This is a genomic window from Bacteroidota bacterium (assembly GCA_036522515.1).
Taxonomy (GTDB): Bacteria; Bacteroidota; Ignavibacteria; order UBA10030; family SZUA-254; genus VBOC01.
In genome coordinates, this window is record DATDFQ010000056.1 from 149,420 (window position 1) to 169,993 (window position 20,574).

The 20,574-nt window shown below is 53.8% G+C and carries 19 protein-coding genes; all 19 read left to right on the forward strand.

The annotated features are described in order from the left end of the window. The first annotated feature begins 25 nt into the window (after positions 1-25). Complete coding sequence (locus tag VI215_11185) at positions 26-874, forward strand: SDR family NAD(P)-dependent oxidoreductase (protein ID HEY6192873.1); 849 nt, start codon at positions 26-28, stop codon at positions 872-874. A 66-nt stretch (positions 875-940) separates the two neighbouring features. Further along, positions 941-1,924: a galactokinase gene (locus VI215_11190; protein ID HEY6192874.1), complete on the forward strand. Its 984-nt coding sequence runs from the start codon at positions 941-943 to the stop codon at positions 1,922-1,924. Beyond that, positions 1,921-2,655 carry a sugar phosphate nucleotidyltransferase gene (locus VI215_11195; GenBank protein ID HEY6192875.1) on the forward strand — a complete coding sequence of 245 codons (735 nt, stop codon included), beginning with the start codon at positions 1,921-1,923 and terminating at the stop codon, positions 2,653-2,655. Before VI215_11190 ends, VI215_11195 begins: the two co-directional genes overlap by 4 nt. Beyond that, complete coding sequence (locus VI215_11200) at positions 2,652-3,248, forward strand: SIS domain-containing protein (protein HEY6192876.1); 597 nt, start codon at positions 2,652-2,654, stop codon at positions 3,246-3,248. The genes VI215_11195 and VI215_11200 overlap by 4 nt, the downstream gene beginning before the upstream one ends. Further along, on the forward strand, positions 3,245-3,793 hold the full coding sequence (locus tag VI215_11205) for an HAD-IIIA family hydrolase (protein HEY6192877.1): 549 nt from the start codon (positions 3,245-3,247) through the stop codon (positions 3,791-3,793). Before VI215_11200 ends, VI215_11205 begins: the two co-directional genes overlap by 4 nt. Positions 3,794-3,975: 182 nt before the next feature. Beyond that, entirely contained in the window at positions 3,976-4,743 is a 768-nt protein-coding gene (locus VI215_11210; protein HEY6192878.1) for a transaldolase, read from the forward strand. Continuing rightward, a complete protein-coding gene (locus VI215_11215; protein ID HEY6192879.1) occupies positions 4,740-5,774 on the forward strand; it encodes a GDP-mannose 4,6-dehydratase in 1,035 nt (344 codons plus the stop codon). Before VI215_11210 ends, VI215_11215 begins: the two co-directional genes overlap by 4 nt. A 96-nt stretch (positions 5,775-5,870) precedes the next feature. Beyond that, positions 5,871-6,875 carry a GDP-mannose 4,6-dehydratase gene (gene gmd / locus VI215_11220; protein HEY6192880.1) on the forward strand — a complete coding sequence of 335 codons (1,005 nt, stop codon included), beginning with the start codon at positions 5,871-5,873 and terminating at the stop codon, positions 6,873-6,875. A gap of 18 nt (positions 6,876-6,893) precedes the next feature. Then, the gene (locus VI215_11225; protein HEY6192881.1) at positions 6,894-7,979 is read left to right on the forward strand and encodes a GDP-L-fucose synthase; all 1,086 of its coding nucleotides are present in this window, start codon (positions 6,894-6,896) and stop codon (positions 7,977-7,979) included. Further along, entirely contained in the window at positions 7,966-8,802 is an 837-nt protein-coding gene (locus tag VI215_11230; protein HEY6192882.1) for a glycosyltransferase family 2 protein, read from the forward strand. Before VI215_11225 ends, VI215_11230 begins: the two co-directional genes overlap by 14 nt. Before the next feature lie 462 nt (positions 8,803-9,264). Further along, entirely contained in the window at positions 9,265-13,437 is a 4,173-nt protein-coding gene (locus tag VI215_11235) for a PKD domain-containing protein (GenBank protein ID HEY6192883.1), read from the forward strand. 201 nt (positions 13,438-13,638) lie between these two features. Continuing rightward, positions 13,639-14,691 (forward strand): glycosyltransferase family 2 protein, encoded by a 1,053-nt coding sequence (locus VI215_11240; protein HEY6192884.1) that lies wholly within the window; start codon positions 13,639-13,641, stop codon positions 14,689-14,691. A gap of 68 nt (positions 14,692-14,759) precedes the next feature. Next, positions 14,760-15,347 (forward strand): radical SAM protein, encoded by a 588-nt coding sequence (locus VI215_11245; GenBank protein ID HEY6192885.1) that lies wholly within the window; start codon positions 14,760-14,762, stop codon positions 15,345-15,347. Continuing rightward, positions 15,344-16,027, forward strand: coding sequence for a 7-cyano-7-deazaguanine synthase QueC (queC, locus tag VI215_11250; GenBank protein ID HEY6192886.1), 684 nt, complete (start codon positions 15,344-15,346; stop codon positions 16,025-16,027). The genes VI215_11245 and queC overlap by 4 nt, the downstream gene beginning before the upstream one ends. A gap of 364 nt (positions 16,028-16,391) precedes the next feature. Then, positions 16,392-16,772, forward strand: coding sequence for a hypothetical protein (locus VI215_11255; GenBank protein HEY6192887.1), 381 nt, complete (start codon positions 16,392-16,394; stop codon positions 16,770-16,772). A gap of 84 nt (positions 16,773-16,856) precedes the next feature. Beyond that, positions 16,857-17,234, forward strand: coding sequence for a hypothetical protein (locus VI215_11260; protein ID HEY6192888.1), 378 nt, complete (start codon positions 16,857-16,859; stop codon positions 17,232-17,234). A 444-nt stretch (positions 17,235-17,678) separates the two neighbouring features. Then, positions 17,679-18,056: a hypothetical protein gene (locus tag VI215_11265; protein ID HEY6192889.1), complete on the forward strand. Its 378-nt coding sequence runs from the start codon at positions 17,679-17,681 to the stop codon at positions 18,054-18,056. A 429-nt stretch (positions 18,057-18,485) separates the two neighbouring features. Next, complete coding sequence (locus VI215_11270; protein ID HEY6192890.1) at positions 18,486-18,863, forward strand: hypothetical protein; 378 nt, start codon at positions 18,486-18,488, stop codon at positions 18,861-18,863. Positions 18,864-19,150: 287 nt separating this feature from the next. Further along, a complete protein-coding gene (locus VI215_11275) occupies positions 19,151-20,509 on the forward strand; it encodes a type II secretion system F family protein (GenBank protein ID HEY6192891.1) in 1,359 nt (452 codons plus the stop codon). The last annotated feature ends 65 nt before the right edge of the window (positions 20,510-20,574 follow it).

A 20,574-nucleotide genomic window follows, 5' to 3' on the forward strand; every position in this document is an offset into this window, starting at 1 on the left:
AGCAACAAACAAAGGATTGGCGAGTTTGGAAGAATTTCGAAGGGTGGTGATCGTAACAGGAGCGGGGAGAGGAATTGGAAAATCTGTTGCGATCGCCTTTGCGAAACAGAAAGCATCCCTCAGCCTTATCGCCCGTACTCTAGCGGAGCTGGAGCAGGTGGCCGGGGAAATTGGCGAGGGTGAATTGCGCCCAATGATCCAGCAATGCGACATCGGAGATCCGAATCAGGTCGACAAGGTGGTGTCAGCCACACTAAAAAGATTTGGCAGAATTGATGTCCTGGTCAACAATGCGGGTATTCAAGGGCCAATTGGGCCCGTTGAAGATCTCGACTTTGACAGCTGGAAGCGAGTTATCGATGTGAACTTGATGGGCACCCTTCGGCTTATGCAGCGCGTCATTCCTGTCATGAAAGGACAACGTTGGGGTCGGATACTAAACGTCTCGGGCGGTGGAGCCACCAGCGCGCTTCCGAGATTTACGGCGTATGCTGCGTCAAAGGTTGCGATTGTCCGATTGACGGAGACTATTGCGCAAGAGGTAAAGGAATACGGAATTTGTGTGAATGCCGTCGCACCCGGGAATGTGAACACTAGAATGACGGAAGAAGCCATTGCAGCCGGGGATCGGGCCGGGCCAGAACATGTCAAGAAATTAAGGAGTATAAAAGACCAAGGCGGAATATCTTCCGGTTTGGTGGCGAATTTGATACTCTTCCTGGCATCCGATGAAGCGAGCGGGATTACGGGGCGGCTGCTTAGTGCAGTGTGGGATAATTGGAAGGCTATCATTGAGCATCAGGTGGAACTTGGCAGCAGTGATATTTATACGCTTCGGCGCATTTTGCCGGAAGACAGGGGATTCAAGTGGTGAGCACAATCCCTGAGTCCCGATCGATATACTTAGAGTGCAAGAGGCAGACAAGGCGATACAAGTCCCATGATCATTACTAGAAGTCCCCTTCGGATCACCCTGGGAGGGGGTGGCACGGATCTTCCGTCATACTATCGCGAGCACGGTGGATTCTTGATCGCTTCCGCCATCGATAAATACGTTTACATTACGCTTAATGCCCGATTCATCCCGAAATTGTTGTTGAAGTATTCGGAAATCGAAGAAGTCGGATCGATCGATGATATTAAGCACCCTCTCATGCGAGAGTCGCTGCGACTCCTGAAAATGGATGGCCACGCACTTGAGATTACCAGCATGGCTGATATTCCCGCAGGCACCGGGCTTGGATCTTCGGGGAGCTTTGCGACGGCGGTTCTTAGGGCGCTCCACGCATACAAGAAAAATCTGGTTCATCCCAGGGAACTAGCTGAGCAGGCGTGCCATATTGAAATTGACATCCTTCATGAGCCCATTGGAAAGCAAGATCAATACATCGCGGCTTATGGGGGGATAACCTGTTTTAGATATCTTCCCAGTGGCGAGGTAGAAGCATGGCCTCTGGCGCTTGCGAAAGACACACTCCATGATCTTGAGGATAACTTATTATTGTTTTTTACGGGCTATTCTCGGTCAGCATCAGATATTCTGCGTGAACAGGACGTGAGAACAAAGGGCAGCGACTCGGAAATGGTTAAGAATCTCCATTTCATCAAGGAACTTGGCTGTGCGAGCCAAACTGCGCTGGAACAGGGGGATTTGAAACAGTTCGCTGAACTCATGAATGTCCACTGGGAGCACAAGAAGAAGCGATCGGGCAAAATGACGAACCCCAAAATAGAAGAATGGTACAAAATTGCCTGCATGAATGGTGCATTAGGCGGAAAGTTGATTGGCGCCGGAGGCGGTGGGTTCTTGATGTTCTATGCTAACGATAAACTTTCACTTCGTCGAGCAATGCACCAGGCAGGTCTCGAAGAGGTGCGCTTTCGGTTTGATTTCGAGGGCACAAAAGTGATTATACATTCATGAAAACCGATCCATTCGCCGCTGCAATCCTGGCGGGGGGAGCAGCAACGCGTTTACGTCCATTGACCGACACGATTCCCAAGGCGCTTATTCATGTTAACGGAGAGCCATTTATCTATCATCAACTTCGTTTGCTTAAGCTACGAGGGTTGACAAGAGTTGTGGTTTGTACCGGTTATCTTGGTGAAATGATTGTCGATTCAGTCGGAGATGGCAGCCAATTCGATTTGGATGTTCGATACTCGTCCGATGGGCCAATCCTTCTTGGAACGGGGGGAGCCATTAAGAAGGCGCGCTCGCTGTTAGGAGAGAATTTTTTTATTCTTTACGGGGACTCCTATCTCGAGTGCGACTATCTGGCCATTCAAGGGACTTTCTTAGGGTATCAAAAACTTGGATTGATGACGGTCTTTCGTAATGATGGCAAATGGGATCGAAGTAATGTGGAATACACGGAAAATCACATTATTTCCTACGACAAAGTGAATCGTACGGAACGAATGCATCACATTGATTACGGGCTCGGAATCCTGAATGAAGCAGCTCTGAAAATGGTACCGGACAATTGTGCATATGATTTGGCCACCCTCTACCAGGACCTGCTCGCTAAAGAGCAGCTCGCAGCAGTGGAGGTTGATCACAGATTCTACGAGATTGGAACGCATGGGGGGCTAGAGGAATTAAGTTCCCATTTGATCGACAAGCATCACTCGCCAGGAGAAACGTGCCTATGAGCTTTATCCAGGAATATCTCGACGAAGCGATCGGGGTCGCTAAGCAGATTGATAAGAACGCGGTCGATAAAATGGTCAGGGTCTTGGTTGAGACGAGGCAGCGTGGGGGGCGCTTGTTCATACTGGGAGTTGGAGGTGGTGCGGGGAATGCATCCCATGCCGTAAATGATTTTCGCAAAATTGTAGGCCTTGAAGCTTATGCCCCCACTGACAACGTCTCAGAACTGACTGCGCGAACTAATGATGATGGATGGATAAGCGTGTTCGAGGGGTGGTTACGAACCAGTAGGTTGTGCAAGAATGATCTCATTCTGGTCTTCTCCGTTGGCGGGGGGAATGTCCAAAAAAATGTAAGTCCGAATTTGGTATCTGCACTGAAGTATGCCCGCGATATGCAGGCACAAATAATTGGCGTAGTAGGAAGGGATGGAGGATATACAGCGCAGGTAGCTGATGCATGCGTTATTATTCCGACGGTAAACCCTGATCATGTCACTCCGCACACAGAAGCATTTCAAGCGGTAATCTGGCATCTGTTGGTCTCTCACCCGGATTTGAAAGCCACGCAGACCAAATGGGAGTCTGTTAAGTGAAACCCCCGTTACTTTCTGCAGTTTTTCTTGACCGCGATGGAGTGTTGAATTCTGCAATTGTGAAAAAAGGAAAGCCACATCCGCCTTCTTCAGTGGAAGATCTCGAGATTCAAGAGGATGTCTTACCTTGTCTTGTTAGCCTAAGGAAAGCGGGCTTTGTTTTGATTGGTATCACGAATCAGCCTGATGTGGCGAGGGGTACCCAAACAAGGGAAGCGGTTGAATTGATCAACAAAACTCTCCTCGATAAGCTGCCCTTAGCTGATATCAAGGTCTGCTACCACGATGAAGCGGATCACTGTGATTGCAGGAAGCCTCTCCCCGGGCTCATTCTCCAAGCATCAGATGAGTACGGGATCGATTTGGCATCCAGTTATATGGTAGGTGACCGATGGAAGGATGTTGAAGCAGGTCAAAGGGCTGGATGCAGATCTATCTGGATCGACTGTGGGTATGACGAAATTGGCCCCGATTTGGCTCTTACTGAGCGCGTATTATCACTGCGTGAGGCCGCAGCCCTGATATTGGAAAGGGCTCAAGGATGAGGTGGCGGGGGCCAAAGTGACGACTCGCTGTCATTACGCAAAGCAGATGATCGTTCCACGCGCAAGTCAGGAATACGGGTTAAAACTGTGTGGGCTCGTTGCTGTTCTAAATCTCAGCTATTTCCATGTGCATCCAGAGAAACCGGAATCACCAAGACATTTGACTAACAAGGAGAAATCTTATGAATATACTATCTGCCTTTAAGGTGAAAATATTTGCCGATGGGGCCGACCTGGAGGGTATGTTGGAAATGTCCAAGAAACCCTTCATCAAGGGGTTCACAACAAATCCGACCCTCATGCGCAAAGCGGGTGTGTCTGACTATCAGTCCTTTGCATCCGAAATCTTGAAAGAAATCACCGATCGCCCGATTTCTTTTGAGGTTTTCTCTGATGAATTTGACGAAATGGAATACCAAGCTCTGAAAATTGCAGAATGGGGATCCAATGTCTACGTCAAGATACCGGTGACGAACACGCGCAGGGAATCCTCAGTGAATTTGATCCACAGATTGTCGCACGCGGGCGTAAAGATAAATGTAACTGCGATGATGACCCTGAGTCAAGTGCGCGATGTGTGTCGTGCGTTGGAAGGCGGCGCACAGGCCTGTGTCTCCGTTTTTGCGGGACGGATTGCAGATACTGGAAGAGATCCGGTTCCCATCATGGCAGCCACCGTTGAATTTCTACAGATGTATCCAAGTGTTGAATTAATATGGGCTAGTCCCCGAGAGCTTCTAAATATCCTTCAGGCAGATGCTGTTGGCTGCCACATAATCACTGCCACAAATGACATCATAAAGAAGCTCGATCAGATTGGGAAAGACCTAAATGAATTTTCACTCGACACGGTGAAGATGTTCTATGAAGATGCCCGCAAGGCAGGATTTTCGCTCGGTCCGAACCCCCGTAAAGAGTCTGTCGCACATTCCGAGCATGGAAGAGGATGAAAAAGGCACTCATTACGGGTATAACCGGTCAAGACGGCTCGTATCTCGCAGAGTTCTTGATTGAGAAAAATTACAAAGTAATCGGACTTAGGCGAAAAACTTCCACTGATCGGCCAGACAACCTGGAACATCTCCGCGGTAAGATCGATTTTGTTTATGGAGATCTTCTCGATACTTTTTCTCTGATGGGGATTCTAAAAGAGTATAATCCAGATGAAATTTACAATCTTGCCTCTCAATCCTATCCCGGGGAATCATGGCGGCTCGCCATCGAGACAGGCGAGATAACGGGGCTCGGCGCACACCGGCTTTTTGAAGCCCTGCGAGAAGCAAAAACGAACTGTCGTGTCTATCAGGCATCAAGTTCCGAAATGTTCGGGGAACCTGAGCAGATACCGCAGAATGAGAAAACGTCTTTTGCGCCTGTAAATCCCTATGCTGCTGCGAAGCTCTACGCCCATCATATCGCAAATATATACTCTAAGAGCTACAATCTCTTTATTTCTTGCGGCATCCTGTTCAATCACGAGAGCCCGAGAAGGGGGGTTCACTTCTTGAGCCAAAAAGTGACATATGCGGCGGCATGCCTCAAATTGGGTATTATGAATTCTTCAAGTTCAGATGAGGGTGGGCAACCGATAGTAAAGAATGGAAAGATTTCTCTCGGAAATCTGGATGCGAAACGGGATTGGGGTTTTGCCGGCGATTACGTTGAAGCCATGTGGATGATGCTTCAACACGATAAGCCCGATGATTTTGTGATCGGGACGGGTGAAATTCGGACAGTGCGACAGTTTTGCGATGAAGCTTTTCGCTATGTTGGACTCGATTGGCAGAATTACGTCCAAGTCGATTCACGATTATTTAGACCCATCGAGACGGGGCCCACGGTAGCGGATGCCTCCAAGGCTCGCGAAGTATTGGGTTGGAAACCCAGGACCAGCTTCTCCGAAATGGTGTCATTGATGGTGGAAAATCATCTTCAGAAGCTGAAACAAGACGCGAAAAAGATGCCCGATATCTCCTCATAAGAGGTTGCCTGGCTTAAGATTCAAATCTAACCAGCCCGGTGTCCGGCAAAATTATCCGAGATATTTCTATATTGAATTCACAAAACTGCAAGGGTTATGAAAAAAGCAATCATTACGGGAATTACAGGCCAGGACGGTTCGTACCTGGCGGAACTCCTCTTGCAGAAGGGGTACGAAGTCCACGGGATCATTCGCCGTGCGAGCACATTCAATACGGGCAGAATCGACCATCTCTATGCCGACCCGCATATTAACGGGGTGAGTTTCTTCCTTCACTACGGGGACATCAGCGATTCCACCAATTTGATCAAACTCCTCTACCGGCTCAAGCCGGATGAGGTTTACCACCTCGCCGCACAGAGCCACGTGCGCGTCAGTTTCGATATCCCTGAGTACACGGGCGATGTTTCCGGTCTCGGGACGGTAAGAATCCTCGAGGCGATCCGGGAGACAGGGATCAAGACCAAATTCTATCAGGCATCGAGCAGCGAGATGTTCGGGATGGCGCAGGAAGTACCCCAAAAGGAAACGACCCCGTTTTACCCTCGCAGTCCGTATGGGTGTTCGAAGGTCTACGCCTATTGGAGCACGGTCAATTACCGCGAGAGTTACGGGATGTTCGCTTGCAACGGAATACTGTTCAACCACGAATCCCCGCGCCGGGGCGAAACATTCGTCACCCGCAAGATCACCCGTGGCCTTGCGCGCATCAAGGCGGGGTTGGAGGATGCCATCTATCTCGGAAACCTGGACGCAAAACGCGACTGGGGATACGCCAAGGAATACGTCGAGGCGATGTGGTTGATGATGCAGCAGGATCAGCCGGAGGACTATATCATCGCCACGGGCGAGACTCATACGGTGAAAGAGTTTCTGGAAGAGGCGTTCGGGTGTGCCGGACTCGATTGGCAGAAGCATGTAAAGATCGATCCGCGTTACTACCGGCCCGCGGAGGTCGATCTTCTGTTGGGTGATGCGAGCAAAGCGAAGCGCAAACTCGGATGGGAGCCGAAGACGACTTTCCCCGAGCTGGTACGTCTGATGGTGGATGCCGACATAGAGCTGGTCAACAAGGAAAATCATCTTACCATAAAGCTGTAACCGAATTTGACCCGAAGGATGGAGAGGGACTCAAGAATATACGTCGCAGGGCACCGGGGGCTGGTGGGATCTGCGGTGCACCGTAGATTGACCCGCGACGGCTACAGAAATATCCTGACCCGGTCGCATGCCGAACTGGATCTCACGAACCAGAATGCCGTTTCAAAGTTTTTTGAATCGGAGAAACCGGAATATGTGTTCCTGTGTGCGGGCCACGTGGGAGGGATCCTCGCCAACAGCACCTACAAAGCCGACTTCATTTATGATAACCTCGCGATCGGGATGAACGTCGTCCACTCTGCGTTCAAGACGAAGGTCCAAAAATTGGTCAATCTTGGATCATCCTGCATTTATCCGAGGAATGCCCCTCAGCCGATGAAAGAAGAGAGTCTTCTGACGGGCGAGCTTGAACTAACGAATGAACCGTATGCCATCGCAAAGATTGCGGTGATCAAGCTCTGCCGCTACTATGATGTACAGTACGGCACGAATTTTGTGTCTCTCATGCCGACAAACCTCTTCGGCCCCAACGACAATTTCAATCTCGAATTGGGCCACGTCATGCCGGCGCTCCTTCGAAAGTTCTACCTTGCAAAGCTTCTCCAGGAACACGACACTGACGCTCTCCTCGCCGACATCAAAAAATATCCCATCGGATTCGGGCTCGACCACGTTGCCGACGCTTCGAATATGCCGCTGGTGCTCTCCACTCTCGAACGGCTCGGGATACGGGGAGATTCCGTGGTGATCTGGGGAACAGGATCTCCCTACAGAGAGTTTCTCCACGTGGACGATCTCGCGGACGCGTCCCTCCATATCATGAACAATCTCGATGCCAAGGAACTCGGAGAACTGATCAACGTGGGCACGGGTCAGGATCAACGGATTTTGGACATCGCGTCCCTCGTAAAAGAGACGGTCGGCTTCAAGGGAGAAATCCGCTTCGATCGTTCCAAGCCCGACGGGACTCCCCGCAAATTGTTGGACGTCGGAAAGCTTTCCCGCCTCGGCTGGACGAGTAAGATTTCACTGGAGGAAGGGCTGCGACGGACCTTCGAGTGGTATACCGCGACGAGAGAATCCCGGCATCATGCCGCTTCCTAAGTTTTCGATTGTCACCCCCTCCCTGAATCAGGCGACATACCTCGAGCAAAACATCAAGAGTGTTCTTGCTCAAAACTATCCCTCCACCGAACATATCATCATCGACGGGGGGTCACAGGACGGCACGATCGAGATCCTGAAGAGGTATCCGCATCTTGTGTGGAGCTCGGAACCCGACCGGGGCCAGGCCGCAGCACTCAACAAAGGTTTCAGGAAAGCGACCGGTGAAATTATCGGCTGGCTGAACGCCGATGACACCTACCTGCCGGACATATTTCACCTCGTTGCGCGCAGCTTCGAGGTCCCGGAGAATATGGTGAGCTTCGGGGATGCCAATGAGGTTGACGGAATAGGGAACATCCTGCGGGCTCGAAAGTCGAGAGGCGTTTCGTCGGAAAACCTCATCAGATATTGGTGGTGGAGCTACGAGTACACGCAGCCCGCCTTTTTTTTTCGCAGGTCTGCGTTCGATGAAATCGGCATGCTGGACGAGGACCTTTTCTATGTGATGGACCACGAGTTTTTCATCAGACTCAGCCTGCGATACCCGTTCACCTATATCCCGGCGAAGCTGGCGAACTACAGGCTCCACCCGGCCTCCAAGACAGGGAAGGTCTCCGGAAGCGTTATCCCCGATTCGGTATGGGAGTTGCACCGGGTATCCCGGCGACACTGGGGAAGACCGGGAGAATGGAAATTTTATTCACACGCCCTTTCCTTCGTTGGAGGACTTTTGCTCTCATTCGGCAAGAACCTTTTCTTCCGGAAGGACTCGAAGAGCCGGTTGCTCGCAGAACGGCTTCTGGGCAAGAGTGTGTCGTAGAAGCTGGAGCTTCCACCGGGCAACGGCGTAATGTCGCATTTTCATCTTTTCCCGTAATCCCAAAGTGTTCCGGTCCGGAATCTTTCTAAAAGCGTTGAAAGATGCTGACCTGAAGCATGTCAGCATGACGAGCTGGGGAGAAAGCCGGTCAGGCTGCGGCTACCGAGTCCGAAGGATCGGTGGTCGCGAAACGATAGGAAGCCGGAATTAGGCCGATACCCCTTGTATCAGTTGCCGGAATTCTGTATACTTGTCCTGCTATAGTTTGAAAGGCCGAGGAACCGAACGGGATTAGAAGTCTACGTAATGTCGCGTCGGATACTCGGTGAAGCTTCTCCCACACCCGCCCGCCAGACCGATCCCTCATCGTAGGATGGCGCCGTGATTTTTGATCGCCTCCGGTGCTGAGGGATTGATCGCCGTACTTTCACAAGGATTTCACAAATCGTTCCGGGGTTTACTATGATCTGCAGAGGCGCACTTATTTCAGGCCTTGCTCTCCTGTTCGCCATCTCGCCTGTGGGTGCGCAGATGTTCAGCAAGAATTCCACGCTCCGCCATCCGGAATCCGTAACCTCGGAGCCTGTCTTTGCGCTGGGGTTCAGTTCGGTGAATGCCGCGTCGGGCGCGACGTTCAGCCTCCCGACCTGTCTCGCCGTTGCCCCCGACGGGCGAATTTTTGTCGGGGAAAAGGGAGGTCGCCTTTTCGTCGTCCAGAACGGCGCAAAACTCGCCCAACCCTTCATCGATCTCGGTTCTGAAATCCTCACCGATGGCGACCGGGGACTTATGGGGCTCGCTCTCGATCCCAATTTCGAACTCAACGGATTCGTCTACCTTGCCTACGTGACGGATCTCGACAGCGCGAACATTCATGGGGACGGGTCGGCGGGGTATGGCCGTATTATCCGGGTCACGGCCAGCGCTGCCAACCCAAATGTCGCGGATCTGACGACGAGGCTGATTCTCCTGGGACGATCATGGTCGGATGGAGTCCCGAATCCTTCCGGGATGCATACGATCGACGCGTTACGGTTTGCTCCGGACGGCACCCTCCTTGTCAGCACGGGGGACGGCGACCACGCCGACTATGCCGACGGGGGCGGGCACGATTCGTCTTCATTCGTGCCGGGAAGATTTCCGCAGGATGAAGACATTGGAGCTTTTCGATCCCAGTTCGTCAACAGCCTGGCCGGCAAGATTCTCCGTATCGACCCCGCCACGGGAAACGGTCTCCCGTCCAACCCCTTATTCGACGGAAATCCTTCCCATAACCGGTCGAAGGTCTGGGTGAGGGGATTTCGAAACCCCTTCAGGTTTTCAATCAAGCCCGGCACCGGTACGAACAATCCTGCAGACGGAAGTCCGGGTGACCTGTACGTGGGCGACTGCGGATGGAAAACCTGGGAGGAGCTCGATGTGTCGGGCGGCGCAGGGGGGCAGAATTTCGGATGGCCCTGTCACGAAGGGCCGGAGCCCAACCCCGAATATGCCCTGCTTCCCGCCTCGTCCACCTGGTGTCCGATCGACTCATCGGGCATACTCACGGAGCCTCTTATTACCTGGAACCATGACGAGCAAAACCTCTCCCAGCCTCCGGGCTATACCGGATGGTGTGCAATCGGAACTCTCTTTTGCGCCGGCAATAGCTATCCATCCTATTACAGGGGAGCCTGTTTCGTCGCAGACTTCAGCGACTGGATCAATCTGGTTCGATTTAACGGAAACGGTGTCACCGTCCAACCCTTTGCGAGCAATCTCGGCGTTCCCGTCGACATGGCTAACGATCCTCAAACAGGGGAGCTTCTCTATCTCTCCATCTTCCGCGGGGAACTCCGGAGAGTGGTCTACACCAACCCTCAGGTTGTTCCGGTTGCGGTCGGATCGGTCGAGCCGGTGACAGGACCCTCGCCTCTCAGCGCAAGTTTTCACTCCGCGCTGTCATTCGATCCTCTCGGCCGGCCCTTGACCTTTCACTGGGATTTTGGAGACAGCACTTCCGCGACGGTCCCCGATCTCGCGCACACCTATCAGTCTTCCCGCCTTTATATAGCAACGTTGAGCGTCGCATGTGTCGACACGGTCGCACCGGCTCTTCAATTCGCGATTGCAGTCGGAAGTTACGGCACTGGATATGACGCGACAACTCTCGGTGCTCCGATTGCTTCGAGGCTCGTCCCCGGGAATCCGACGAAAGCGGCCATCGACGTCATCCACGATCGAACATATCCTCCTGTTGGGAACGGCGATTCACTCGGGGAGTATACCACCTACGACGGGACGAGCCCGGCTCTCGATTACCTCGGCTATTCCTTCCAGGACACCCTGATGATGTCCTCGATTATTTTCCAGGAAGGGATCAATTCCGCGCGGGGCGGGTGGTTTACGTCCCTCGGAGTCCAGGTTCGTTCAGGGGGGATCTGGAGCGACGTCGACAGTCTGCACGTCTCGCCGAGCTATACAGGCAATGACGGATCAAGCTACCGTAGCTTCGTTCTCTCGTTCGCTCCACGGCGCGGCGATGGGATTCGCCTGATCGGCCCCCCGGGGGGCACCCAGAAATTCGTCTCAGCCGGCGAGGTCCGGGTCATCACCCGGAACCAGTCTCCGAGGATGCACGCGGATGCCTCGACCACATCCGGGCGGCGAAATCTCACCGTACAGTTTTCATCGGCGGGCTCGTCCGACCCCGACGGGGAGTTGATCAACTCCCAGTGGGACTTCGGAGACGGGGGTAGCGGCACCGGCCAGCAGGTGACACATCAATTTACGGCGGCGGGGCAATACCGAACGATTCTCAAGGGGACGGATCCGCGCGGTGCGGCCGGCTATGACACCCTGATGATCACCGTCTATCCGAACACAAGCCCTCACGCAAGTATTGCGTCCCCGGCCGACAGCAGCTATTTCCAGGTCGGAGGGACTATTTTCTTCGACGCATCCGGCATCGATGCGGAGCAACCTGAATCCACGTTGACCTTTTCGTGGGAAATCACCCTGCATCGGAAGGATGTCGTTCACACCGGATGGTACACTCACTCAGGGAGGAGTTTTTCCTACTCTACGCAAAACGACGCCGGCGGCGACACTTCGTTCTATGAAGCACAGCTTGTCGTATCCGATTCGGGCCTGCTTGCCGATACAGGGCGCGTCTTCATTTTTCCCAACCATCCACCCATGATCATCACCCAGCTGAGGCCGTTCAGGACGGTGGCAGTCGAAGATAGCCTGTACCGGTTCACCCTCAGGGTCCTGAAAGTTGATGTGGGGGATTCGTTGCATGTTGTGGGGTCGTCCGTCCCGTCTTGGCTCTCCTATGAACGGATTCAGCCCGACTCACCCTATGTGGCCTGGAGGTTTTCGGGAATGCCCGCAGGTTCGAATGTCGGCGACACCCTTATCGTATTGAAAGTCGCTGACGAGCTGGGGGCGAGCGATTCGATTTCGTTCACACTGCACGTCGCAGCCAACCAGATGGCGGTCTCGGCGGGTTGGAATATGGTTTCCTACCCGAGGAACAGTTCAGGGGTTCTGGTGAAGAATGTTTTCCCGACATCCATCTCAAGGGCGTTCTACTACGCGGGAGGGTATCAGATCTCCGATTCTCTCGCCAGGGGTATCGGGTACTGGTTGAAGTTCGATTCAAGCGCGGTTGTGCCCATTTCGGGTCGGGTGGTCATTTCGGATACGATTCCGGTCGCGGCGGGGTGGAACATCATCGGGTCTCTTACTATCAACACGGATATCTCGCAGATCTCCAGCGCACCCCCGGGAAATCTGGCCCCGTTCTTCTTTGGGTATGACAACGGCTATCTAATTTCCACGGAACTATCCCCCGGGAAGGGGTACTGGATAAAGGCGGGCGCAGCGGGTGATGTGATTGTATCGAGGCCGCCCGGATCGACCCGGGGAAGTCCGAAAGTCAACCAGGCGACTCCGGTTCACGATCTCAACACGCTCTCATTCCGCGGGGCATCAGGAACGTCGAGGTCTCTCTATTTCGGGAACCGTGCGGTGGAACGGTTCGGGGCGTACTCCGAGCTTCCCCCGGTCCCTCCCCCGGGCGCGTTCGACGTACGGTTTGCGTCGCAAGGGTTTGCCGCGCGCATCGGTCCGGATTCCGGGTCCGAAAGCGAGCTTCCGATTCAACTTCAATCGTCCGATTCTCTCCTTTCTGTGAGCTACTCGATCGCGGAGGAAGAAGGGGTCGGCTATATGCTTGTAGAGCGGAAAAACAACGCGGTCACCTGGCGCGAACCCTTGAAGGGTTCTGGAGAAAAGGCAATCTACGGAAGAGGGGCGAGGTCCTACTCCATCGCATTGAATTCGGCTCCCCGGACTTTTTCGATTTCTCAGAATTATCCCAACCCCTTCAATTCGACCACGCTGATCAGGTTTCATCTCCCGGTTCCTTCGCTGGTATCCGTCAGGGTGTTTAACATTCTCGGGGAGGAAGTGGCAAGACCCGTCATGAACCGTGGCTTCGGACCGGGAGACCAGTTTGTGCCGTTTGATGCGCCCGGCCTGGCGAGCGGTGTATATTTTTACCGGCTGCAGGCCACCGGCCTCTCGCCTGACGGAACCCCTGCCGGTACCGTGAATTCGGGGACGGGGAAGATGATACTCGCCAAATAGGGGTTTTGCTTCGGGGGGCAATTCTTCTTATCTTTGGGGTGTCTCCCCGCTCCGGGTTTCTGCTGAGGGTTCCTTGGTGGAGATCAGTCTCATGTCCGTTTATCCCCAATCCTTCCAGGCGCTCCAGTAGAGGCATATCCGGGGAGGGGGAGTGTGTGAATGCCCAAATCCGGGATACAGTTCATCATCTGAAGGGTTCCAGTGAGTGTGATCGACGAATATCGTCCCCTCGTTTCCATCGTCATCCCGGTGAAGAACGGGGCGGCGACCCTGGAAGCCTGCCTGCGGTCCATCAAGCGGTCTTACTATAAGAATATCGAAGTGGTCGTGGTGGATGATCACTCAAGCGACGGCACGGTGCAGATCGCGAAGCAATTCAACACTACCGTCCTCGAGGTCGAAAACGGACGCGGCGCGAATAACGCGAGGAATGTCGGAGCAGCCAACGCGAAGGGCGATATTCTTGTTTTCATAGATTCCGACGTCGTGGTTGCGCGCGAGACGTTCCTTGGAATTGTTGAATCGCTCGAGAGCGGAGGCAATGACGCGGTCGTCGGCCTTTACACCGCGCGGCATCGCCACGAGCATTTCGTCAGCCAGTATAAAAACCTCTGGGTCCGGTATTCCTATATCAAGAGTCCCCCGGCGATTGACTGGTTGTTCGGAGCGATTTCAGGGATCAAGCGGGAGGCTTTCGAGAAACTGGGGGGGTTCAACGTCGAGCTTCTGGCCCAGCATGGGCATGACGATGTCGAACTCGGGAAACGGTTTGCCCGCGCGAACCTGAGCATCACCCTGAATATGGATATCGAGGTGGAACATCTCAAGAATTATACGCTGCGGTCGTTCATCAAAAACGAGTATCACCGGAGCGTCGGATTCGTCGAGCTGGCGATGCGTTTCGGGGAGGTCTCGCGATCGGTCAGAAAAGGGTTCGTGAATGTTTACCCGATGTTCGTCCTGTCGACGCTCGTCCCGGTCGTGGTCGTCGCGTTGCTGATCGCGGGTCTTGAAGGGTGGATCAGCAATTGGCCCCTCGCGCTGGGCGCAGTCATTGCCCTCTATCTCCTCATGAATATCCGTTTCCTCAATTACCTCGAACAGGTCCGGGGTTTGTTCGCGATGGTGGCGATGATCCCATTTCTGTTCATCGACCACGTCGTCTGTTTGGTCGGTAGTGGCGTCGGGATGCTCAAAGGCCTGATGAAACGGGGCGCGCGGCCCTCCTCCGGCGGATCCGACAGGTCGATGTGAAAAACGCGGCTCCCCATACGCTCGTCATTAATGAGATCTTCCACAGCATTCAGGGCGAATCGAGCCACATGGGCCGCCCGTGCGTCTTCGTCCGCCTGACCTACTGCAACATCCGGTGCTCCTACTGCGATACCGAGTATGCGTTCTACGAGGGGAAGGAAAGCCCGATCGACGAGATCGTCGCGTCCGTCCGGAGATTCGGATGCAAGCTGGTCGAGGTGACGGGCGGCGAGCCGCTGTTCCAGGCGAACGTGCACGAGCTGATGACACGTCTGTGCGACGAGGGGTACGAGCTTCTACTTGAAACCGGCGGCAGCCTCGACATCGGCGGGGTCGACGAGCGGGTGAGGCGCATCGTCGATTTCAAGTGTCCGTCGAGCGGGATGATGAACAAGAATCTCTGGGAGAATGTGAAGCATTTGAACGCAAGGGACGAGGTCAAATTTGTCATCGGCGACCGGGAAGATTATGACTGGTCGAAACGGATGATCGCAGAGTTTGAGATCGATCGGCGCTCTCCGGTCCTGATGTCCGTGGTGTTCGGAAAGCTCGAGCCCGTCCAGCTTTCGGAATGGATTCTGAGCGACAAACTGAATGTCCGCTTCCAGTTGCAGATGCACAAGTACATCTGGAACCCGGAGACGAAAGGGGTATGAAGGAGATTGCCGTTATTCTGGTGAGCGGAGGGATGGATAGCTGCGTGACGGCGGCGGTCGCGGTGAAGAATTATTCGCCGGCCTTCCTCCATCTGAACTACGGCCAGAGGACCGAGAAGCGGGAGCTGAAGGCGTTTAACGACATCGCCGACTTTTACCGGGTCGAGCGCCGTCTTGTGGTGAATATCGAGCACCTTGCTCAGATCGGCGGATCGAGCCTGACGGACAGCTCGATCCGGGTTGAGAAGGCGGATCTGAACCGGAAGGAAATCCCCGCATCCTACGTTCCCTTCCGGAACGCGCACATTCTTTCAATTGCCGTGAGCTGGGGCGAAGTCCTGGAGGCCTCGAAGATTTTCATCGGAGCGGTCGAGGAGGATTCCTCCGGATACCCTGATTGCAGGGAGGAGTTCTATCAGGCATTCAACCGGGCCGTGAAGCTCGGGACCAAACCATCAACGGACCTCGAAATTCAAACCCCGATCATTCATCTCAAGAAATTTGAGATCGTTCGGAAGGGGATTGAATTGGGCGCGCCGCTCGAGCGGACTTGGTCATGCTATCAGTCGGAAGACCTCGCCTGCGGTGTCTGTGACAGTTGTGCCCTCCGTTTGCGCGGATTTCAGCAAGCCGGGGTCGAAGACCCGATCCCTTATTCCCGGAAGAGCATCTATCTATAGTCGCTTCACCGGCTCGTTCTTCCGGTTTCCCCGCTACTTCTCCCGTCTGATTCCTCGTTGAGCCCGGTCATATCAAAAACCTCCCGTTTTAGGATACACAGCTAAAAACATCGCGATTCGAGGACTTTCGGACCCGTAGAGAGGTCTGAACTAACTGCACAACGGCCGGAAGGTACTACTGTATGTGTGGCATTATTTACCTCCCGATTCCGGAATCAGCCTATTGGATGGGTGATTCGGCCTCATGTGGGGCAATTTTGATAATTGATGGCCGTTTTTGAGCGGTCAGGTGGTGTGGCACGGGGGTTGCAGCATATCTTCCAGAGTTGTCAACATGTCAAATTTCTTAGAAAGATAGTTTCAGATGGGCCAGCAGCAGCTTCTTCTAATCATACTTGGCGCGATAGTGGTCGGAATCATGGTATTCGTGGGAATGACAACGTTCGACGCGCATAGCGTACAGGCAAATAAGGATGCGCTCACATCGAGCATGCAGAATATCGCGGCGGATGCCTACCAGTACAAGATGCGCCCCAAAGCATTTGGCGGGGGAAACCCTTCGTACGCCGGGTATACCGTCCCGAACAAGATGCTCCGCGACGACAACGGATCGTATGCGGTGAGCGGCTCGATTCTTTCGACTCAAATCGTATTTTCGGGAACTTCGGTCATTAATTCAGCCTGGGTCGCGACGATGACAGTCGACGATTCGGGCAAGGCGTTCGTCTCATACGTGGGATGGTGACTGGACCTATGAGAAGGTCATTCGACATTTGAACAATTAAATCACAAGCTACCATCTCACTCGTTAACATAAAGGAACAAGGCAATGGGTCAACAGCAACTTCTACTTATCATCCTCGGCGTCATTATCGTCGGTATCGCGATTGCCGTGGGTATCTCACAGTTCGGTGCGCACAGCACACAGGCCAACAAGGATGGCGTCACATCCAGCCTCGTGAACGTTTCCGCCAACGCATATCAGTTCAAGATCCGTCCCACGACAATGGGCGGAGGCGGCAGCACGTATACGGGCTACACCATCCCGTCGAAGATGTCGAAGGACGATAACGGAACCTACGCTACCGGGACCGTCAACGCCCAGAACGTTCAGATCGTCGGTACTTCCACGATCAACACCGCGTGGAAAGCCACCTGCACGTCGGACGATTCGGGCAAGACGACGATCGTCTACGCTGGCTGGTAAACTGAGGCGACAGATCTCAGGATTGGTTTGAGGGGTTATCTTTCCTGAGGCGTTTTGAAGGTGCTTTGCCGGGATAAAGTGGGAAAATCATTCCTCCTTCCCGGCAAAGCCTTTTTTATGGGGACCCCCTCCCTGGACGATATCGGCATAAATTACAGTTGGGGAGGAAAAGTTTTCCCGTTCACGTTTTTCCCGGCCGGAATTGTCCTGCAAAAAGCCCGATTCTGCCATGAAATTGTCTGACCGGTGAGGCGGATCACATGGATGGGCAATTGGCATAATGCTTGCGATATTTCTGACACGTAAGGGCGACCGGGTTCCACGTATAGGGGACCCCGGGGAAGTCCAAAAAACGAAGGGCAGCGGGAACGAGTAGTTAGAGAAACGATCGGTTAAGCAAGAACTAATTAACAAACCAGAACCAACAATCAAAGGAGCGGCACAATGGGTCAGCAACAGCTATTACTCATCATCCTCGGCGTCATTATCGTCGGTATCGCGATTGCCGTGGGTATCTCGCAGTTCGGCGCGCACAGCACGCAGGCCAACAAGGATGGCGTCACATCCAGCCTGGTAAACGTTGCGGCCAATGCGTATCAGTACAAAATCCGTCCCACGACGATGGGCGGAGGCGGTAGCACCTATACAGGCTACACGATTCCGTCGAAGATGTCGAAGGACGATAACGGAACATACGCCACCGGGACCGTCAACGCCCAGAACGTTCAGATCGTCGGTACTTCCACGATCAACACCGCGTGGAAGGCAACCTGCACGTCTGATGACTCTGGCAAGACGACCATCACCTACGCGGGTTGGTAATGTAACCTGGGGGGTTTTCGGGACCGGATCTTCACAGACACGGTTCTGGAAGCGTCTCTCTTAAATGCTTCGCCGGTATCGAGGAGAAGAAGGGAAGCTCCTTGATTCCGGCGAAGCTGTTTTATGGAGGGCTACAATCTGCGTCCAGGCGGAATAAATTACTTGAGGCGAGGAATTTTTTTCTCATATTATCCGTTCTCAACATTGATCTCGGGCGAAAGGGCTCATTTTCGTGCGGCTTCGCTTGATCCAAAGAGTCGGTTTTCGGCGCGTTATTGGCACGGCGCTTGCAGGAATTAAGCCGGAAATTGATTGAAAGATTCCGAGGGGAAGTAGAATCAGAGGACAGCTTACCCGCGGGAGATACGAGAAGTGTGGAGCGGCGGGCTGAAATAAAACACAACAACACACATCTGAAGGAGTAACAACATGGGGCAACAGCAACTTCTACTGATCATCCTCGGCGTCATCATCGTCGGTATCGCGATTGCCGTGGGTATTTCGCAGTTTGGCGCGCATAGCACGCAGGCTAACAAGGACGGGGTTACGTCCAGCCTGGTGAACGTATCCGCGAACGCATACCAGTACAAGATCCGTCCCGCAACGATGGGCGGCGGCGCCGGCACGTACACGGGCTACACGATTCCGTCGAAGATGGCGAAGGACGACAACGGAACCTTTGCTACCGGAACGATAAATGCCCAAACGATACAGATTGTGGGCACCTCCACGATCAACACCGCGTGGATTGCCACCTGCACGGCAGACGACTCCGGGAAAACCACGATCGTCTACGCCGGATGGTAATCATATTCGGCGGGTCTCAGAACTGATTTGAACGCGAAACAGTTCCTGAGGGTTGGTTTTTAGCTTTGCCGGGATCGGGGAGAGAAGGGAACCTCCTTGAACCCGGCGAAGCCTTTTTTAGGGGTGGGCCGTGGGTGCCGAAAATGTAGCACATCTCACAGGCCTATTGATTTTGTAGAAGATGATATGTACGTTGGAACCGTCTCGTGAATCGAGCGAGAGACGGGGCGTAAGACGCAGGAACAGAACGATGTGGGCGGGACAATAAAACCAAATGGAGTTGCGCTATGCCTGAGTTTCGAATTGAGGGTGTGTCGACAATAGGCAAGACGGTTCAGGGTATCATTGAGGCCGAGAACGCGCGCGCGGCGAAGGTCAAGGCGCAGCAGATGGCGACTCAGCGGAAATTCAAGATCATCCGTATCCTGCCCCGAACGACGTTCCTCTATAAAGTACAGCGGGGCGGCGAGAAGCCGGTCCTCGGAGAACAGAAGGCGTTCACCAAGGAAGAGGTTCAGGACGCCCTCTCCAAGATGGGGTTCCGCGTCCTCAGCGTCAAGAAAAAACTCTTCGACGTCAAGCTCAAACCCCCGACCGCGGAGATCGTCACGTTCGTGCGCGTCAGCGCGGATCTGATCCGGCAGAAGCTGCCGTACAACGAGATCCTGCAGCTCATGGTCAACGACATTTCCAACAAAGTCTTGCGGGACAGCATCCGCGAAATCAACAACGAGTTGAAACAGGGGAAGGACAGCGAGAAGGTCTTCATCAAACAGGAAGCGATTCTCGGCCGGTTCACCGCGCACATGCTCGGCCTCGCTTCCAAGAGCGGAAACATGGCCGAGATTTACGACAGTACCGCGAAATTTCTGGAGCGGCGCGCAGAATTCAAGAAAAACCTCAAGAGCGCGCTCATCATGCCGATCGTGACATTGATCGCGCTGTTCGGCGCGTGCCTCTACTACGTCGGATTCATCTTCCCGGGCATGGCCGAGGTCTTCGTCCGCCTCAAGATCGATATGAGACAGTTCCCGATGACGTATGCGACGTTGCAGATGAGCGGATTCCTGCAGAACAATTATGTGATCATCCTGGTGGCGACCCTGGTGCCGACGCTCCTGGCGGTTCGGTTCTTTTCGACGGAGCGCGGAAAATTCATCCGGGACAAGTACATCTGGAAAATCCCGGTGGTCGGCTCGCTGTTGCACAAAACGGCGATCGAGATATTCTGCCGCGTGTTTTATGCGCTCTATAGCGGCGCCGGCGAAAACATCGACGTGATCAAGATGGCTTCCGAAGCCTGCGGAAACAAGTACATGGAACATCAAATCAAAACCGTTGCGGTTCCCATGATGGTCGAGAAGGGCGCCGGGATCACCGAGGCGTTCGAGGCCTCCGGGGTCTTCACCAAGACCGCCATCTCCCGGCTTCACTCCGGCGCGGAAACCGGCACGGTGAAGCATACCGCGCTCCAGCTCGCCGAGTACTATGAAAAGGAAACGACCTACAAGATGCGGAATGCGATCGATTTCATCCAGCTCTGGATCAGCTTGATCATCATGGTGGTCCTGACGCTGTTGACGCTCGTTTCTTCGGAAACGGCGACGTTCCACCCGAGCACGAATCCCGGCGCGGGCGGAAGCTAAGATGCCGGTCAAAGGTTCAGAACCCGCGAAGCGGGACGCCGAAGGTGCGGCCGATTCAGGCCGCG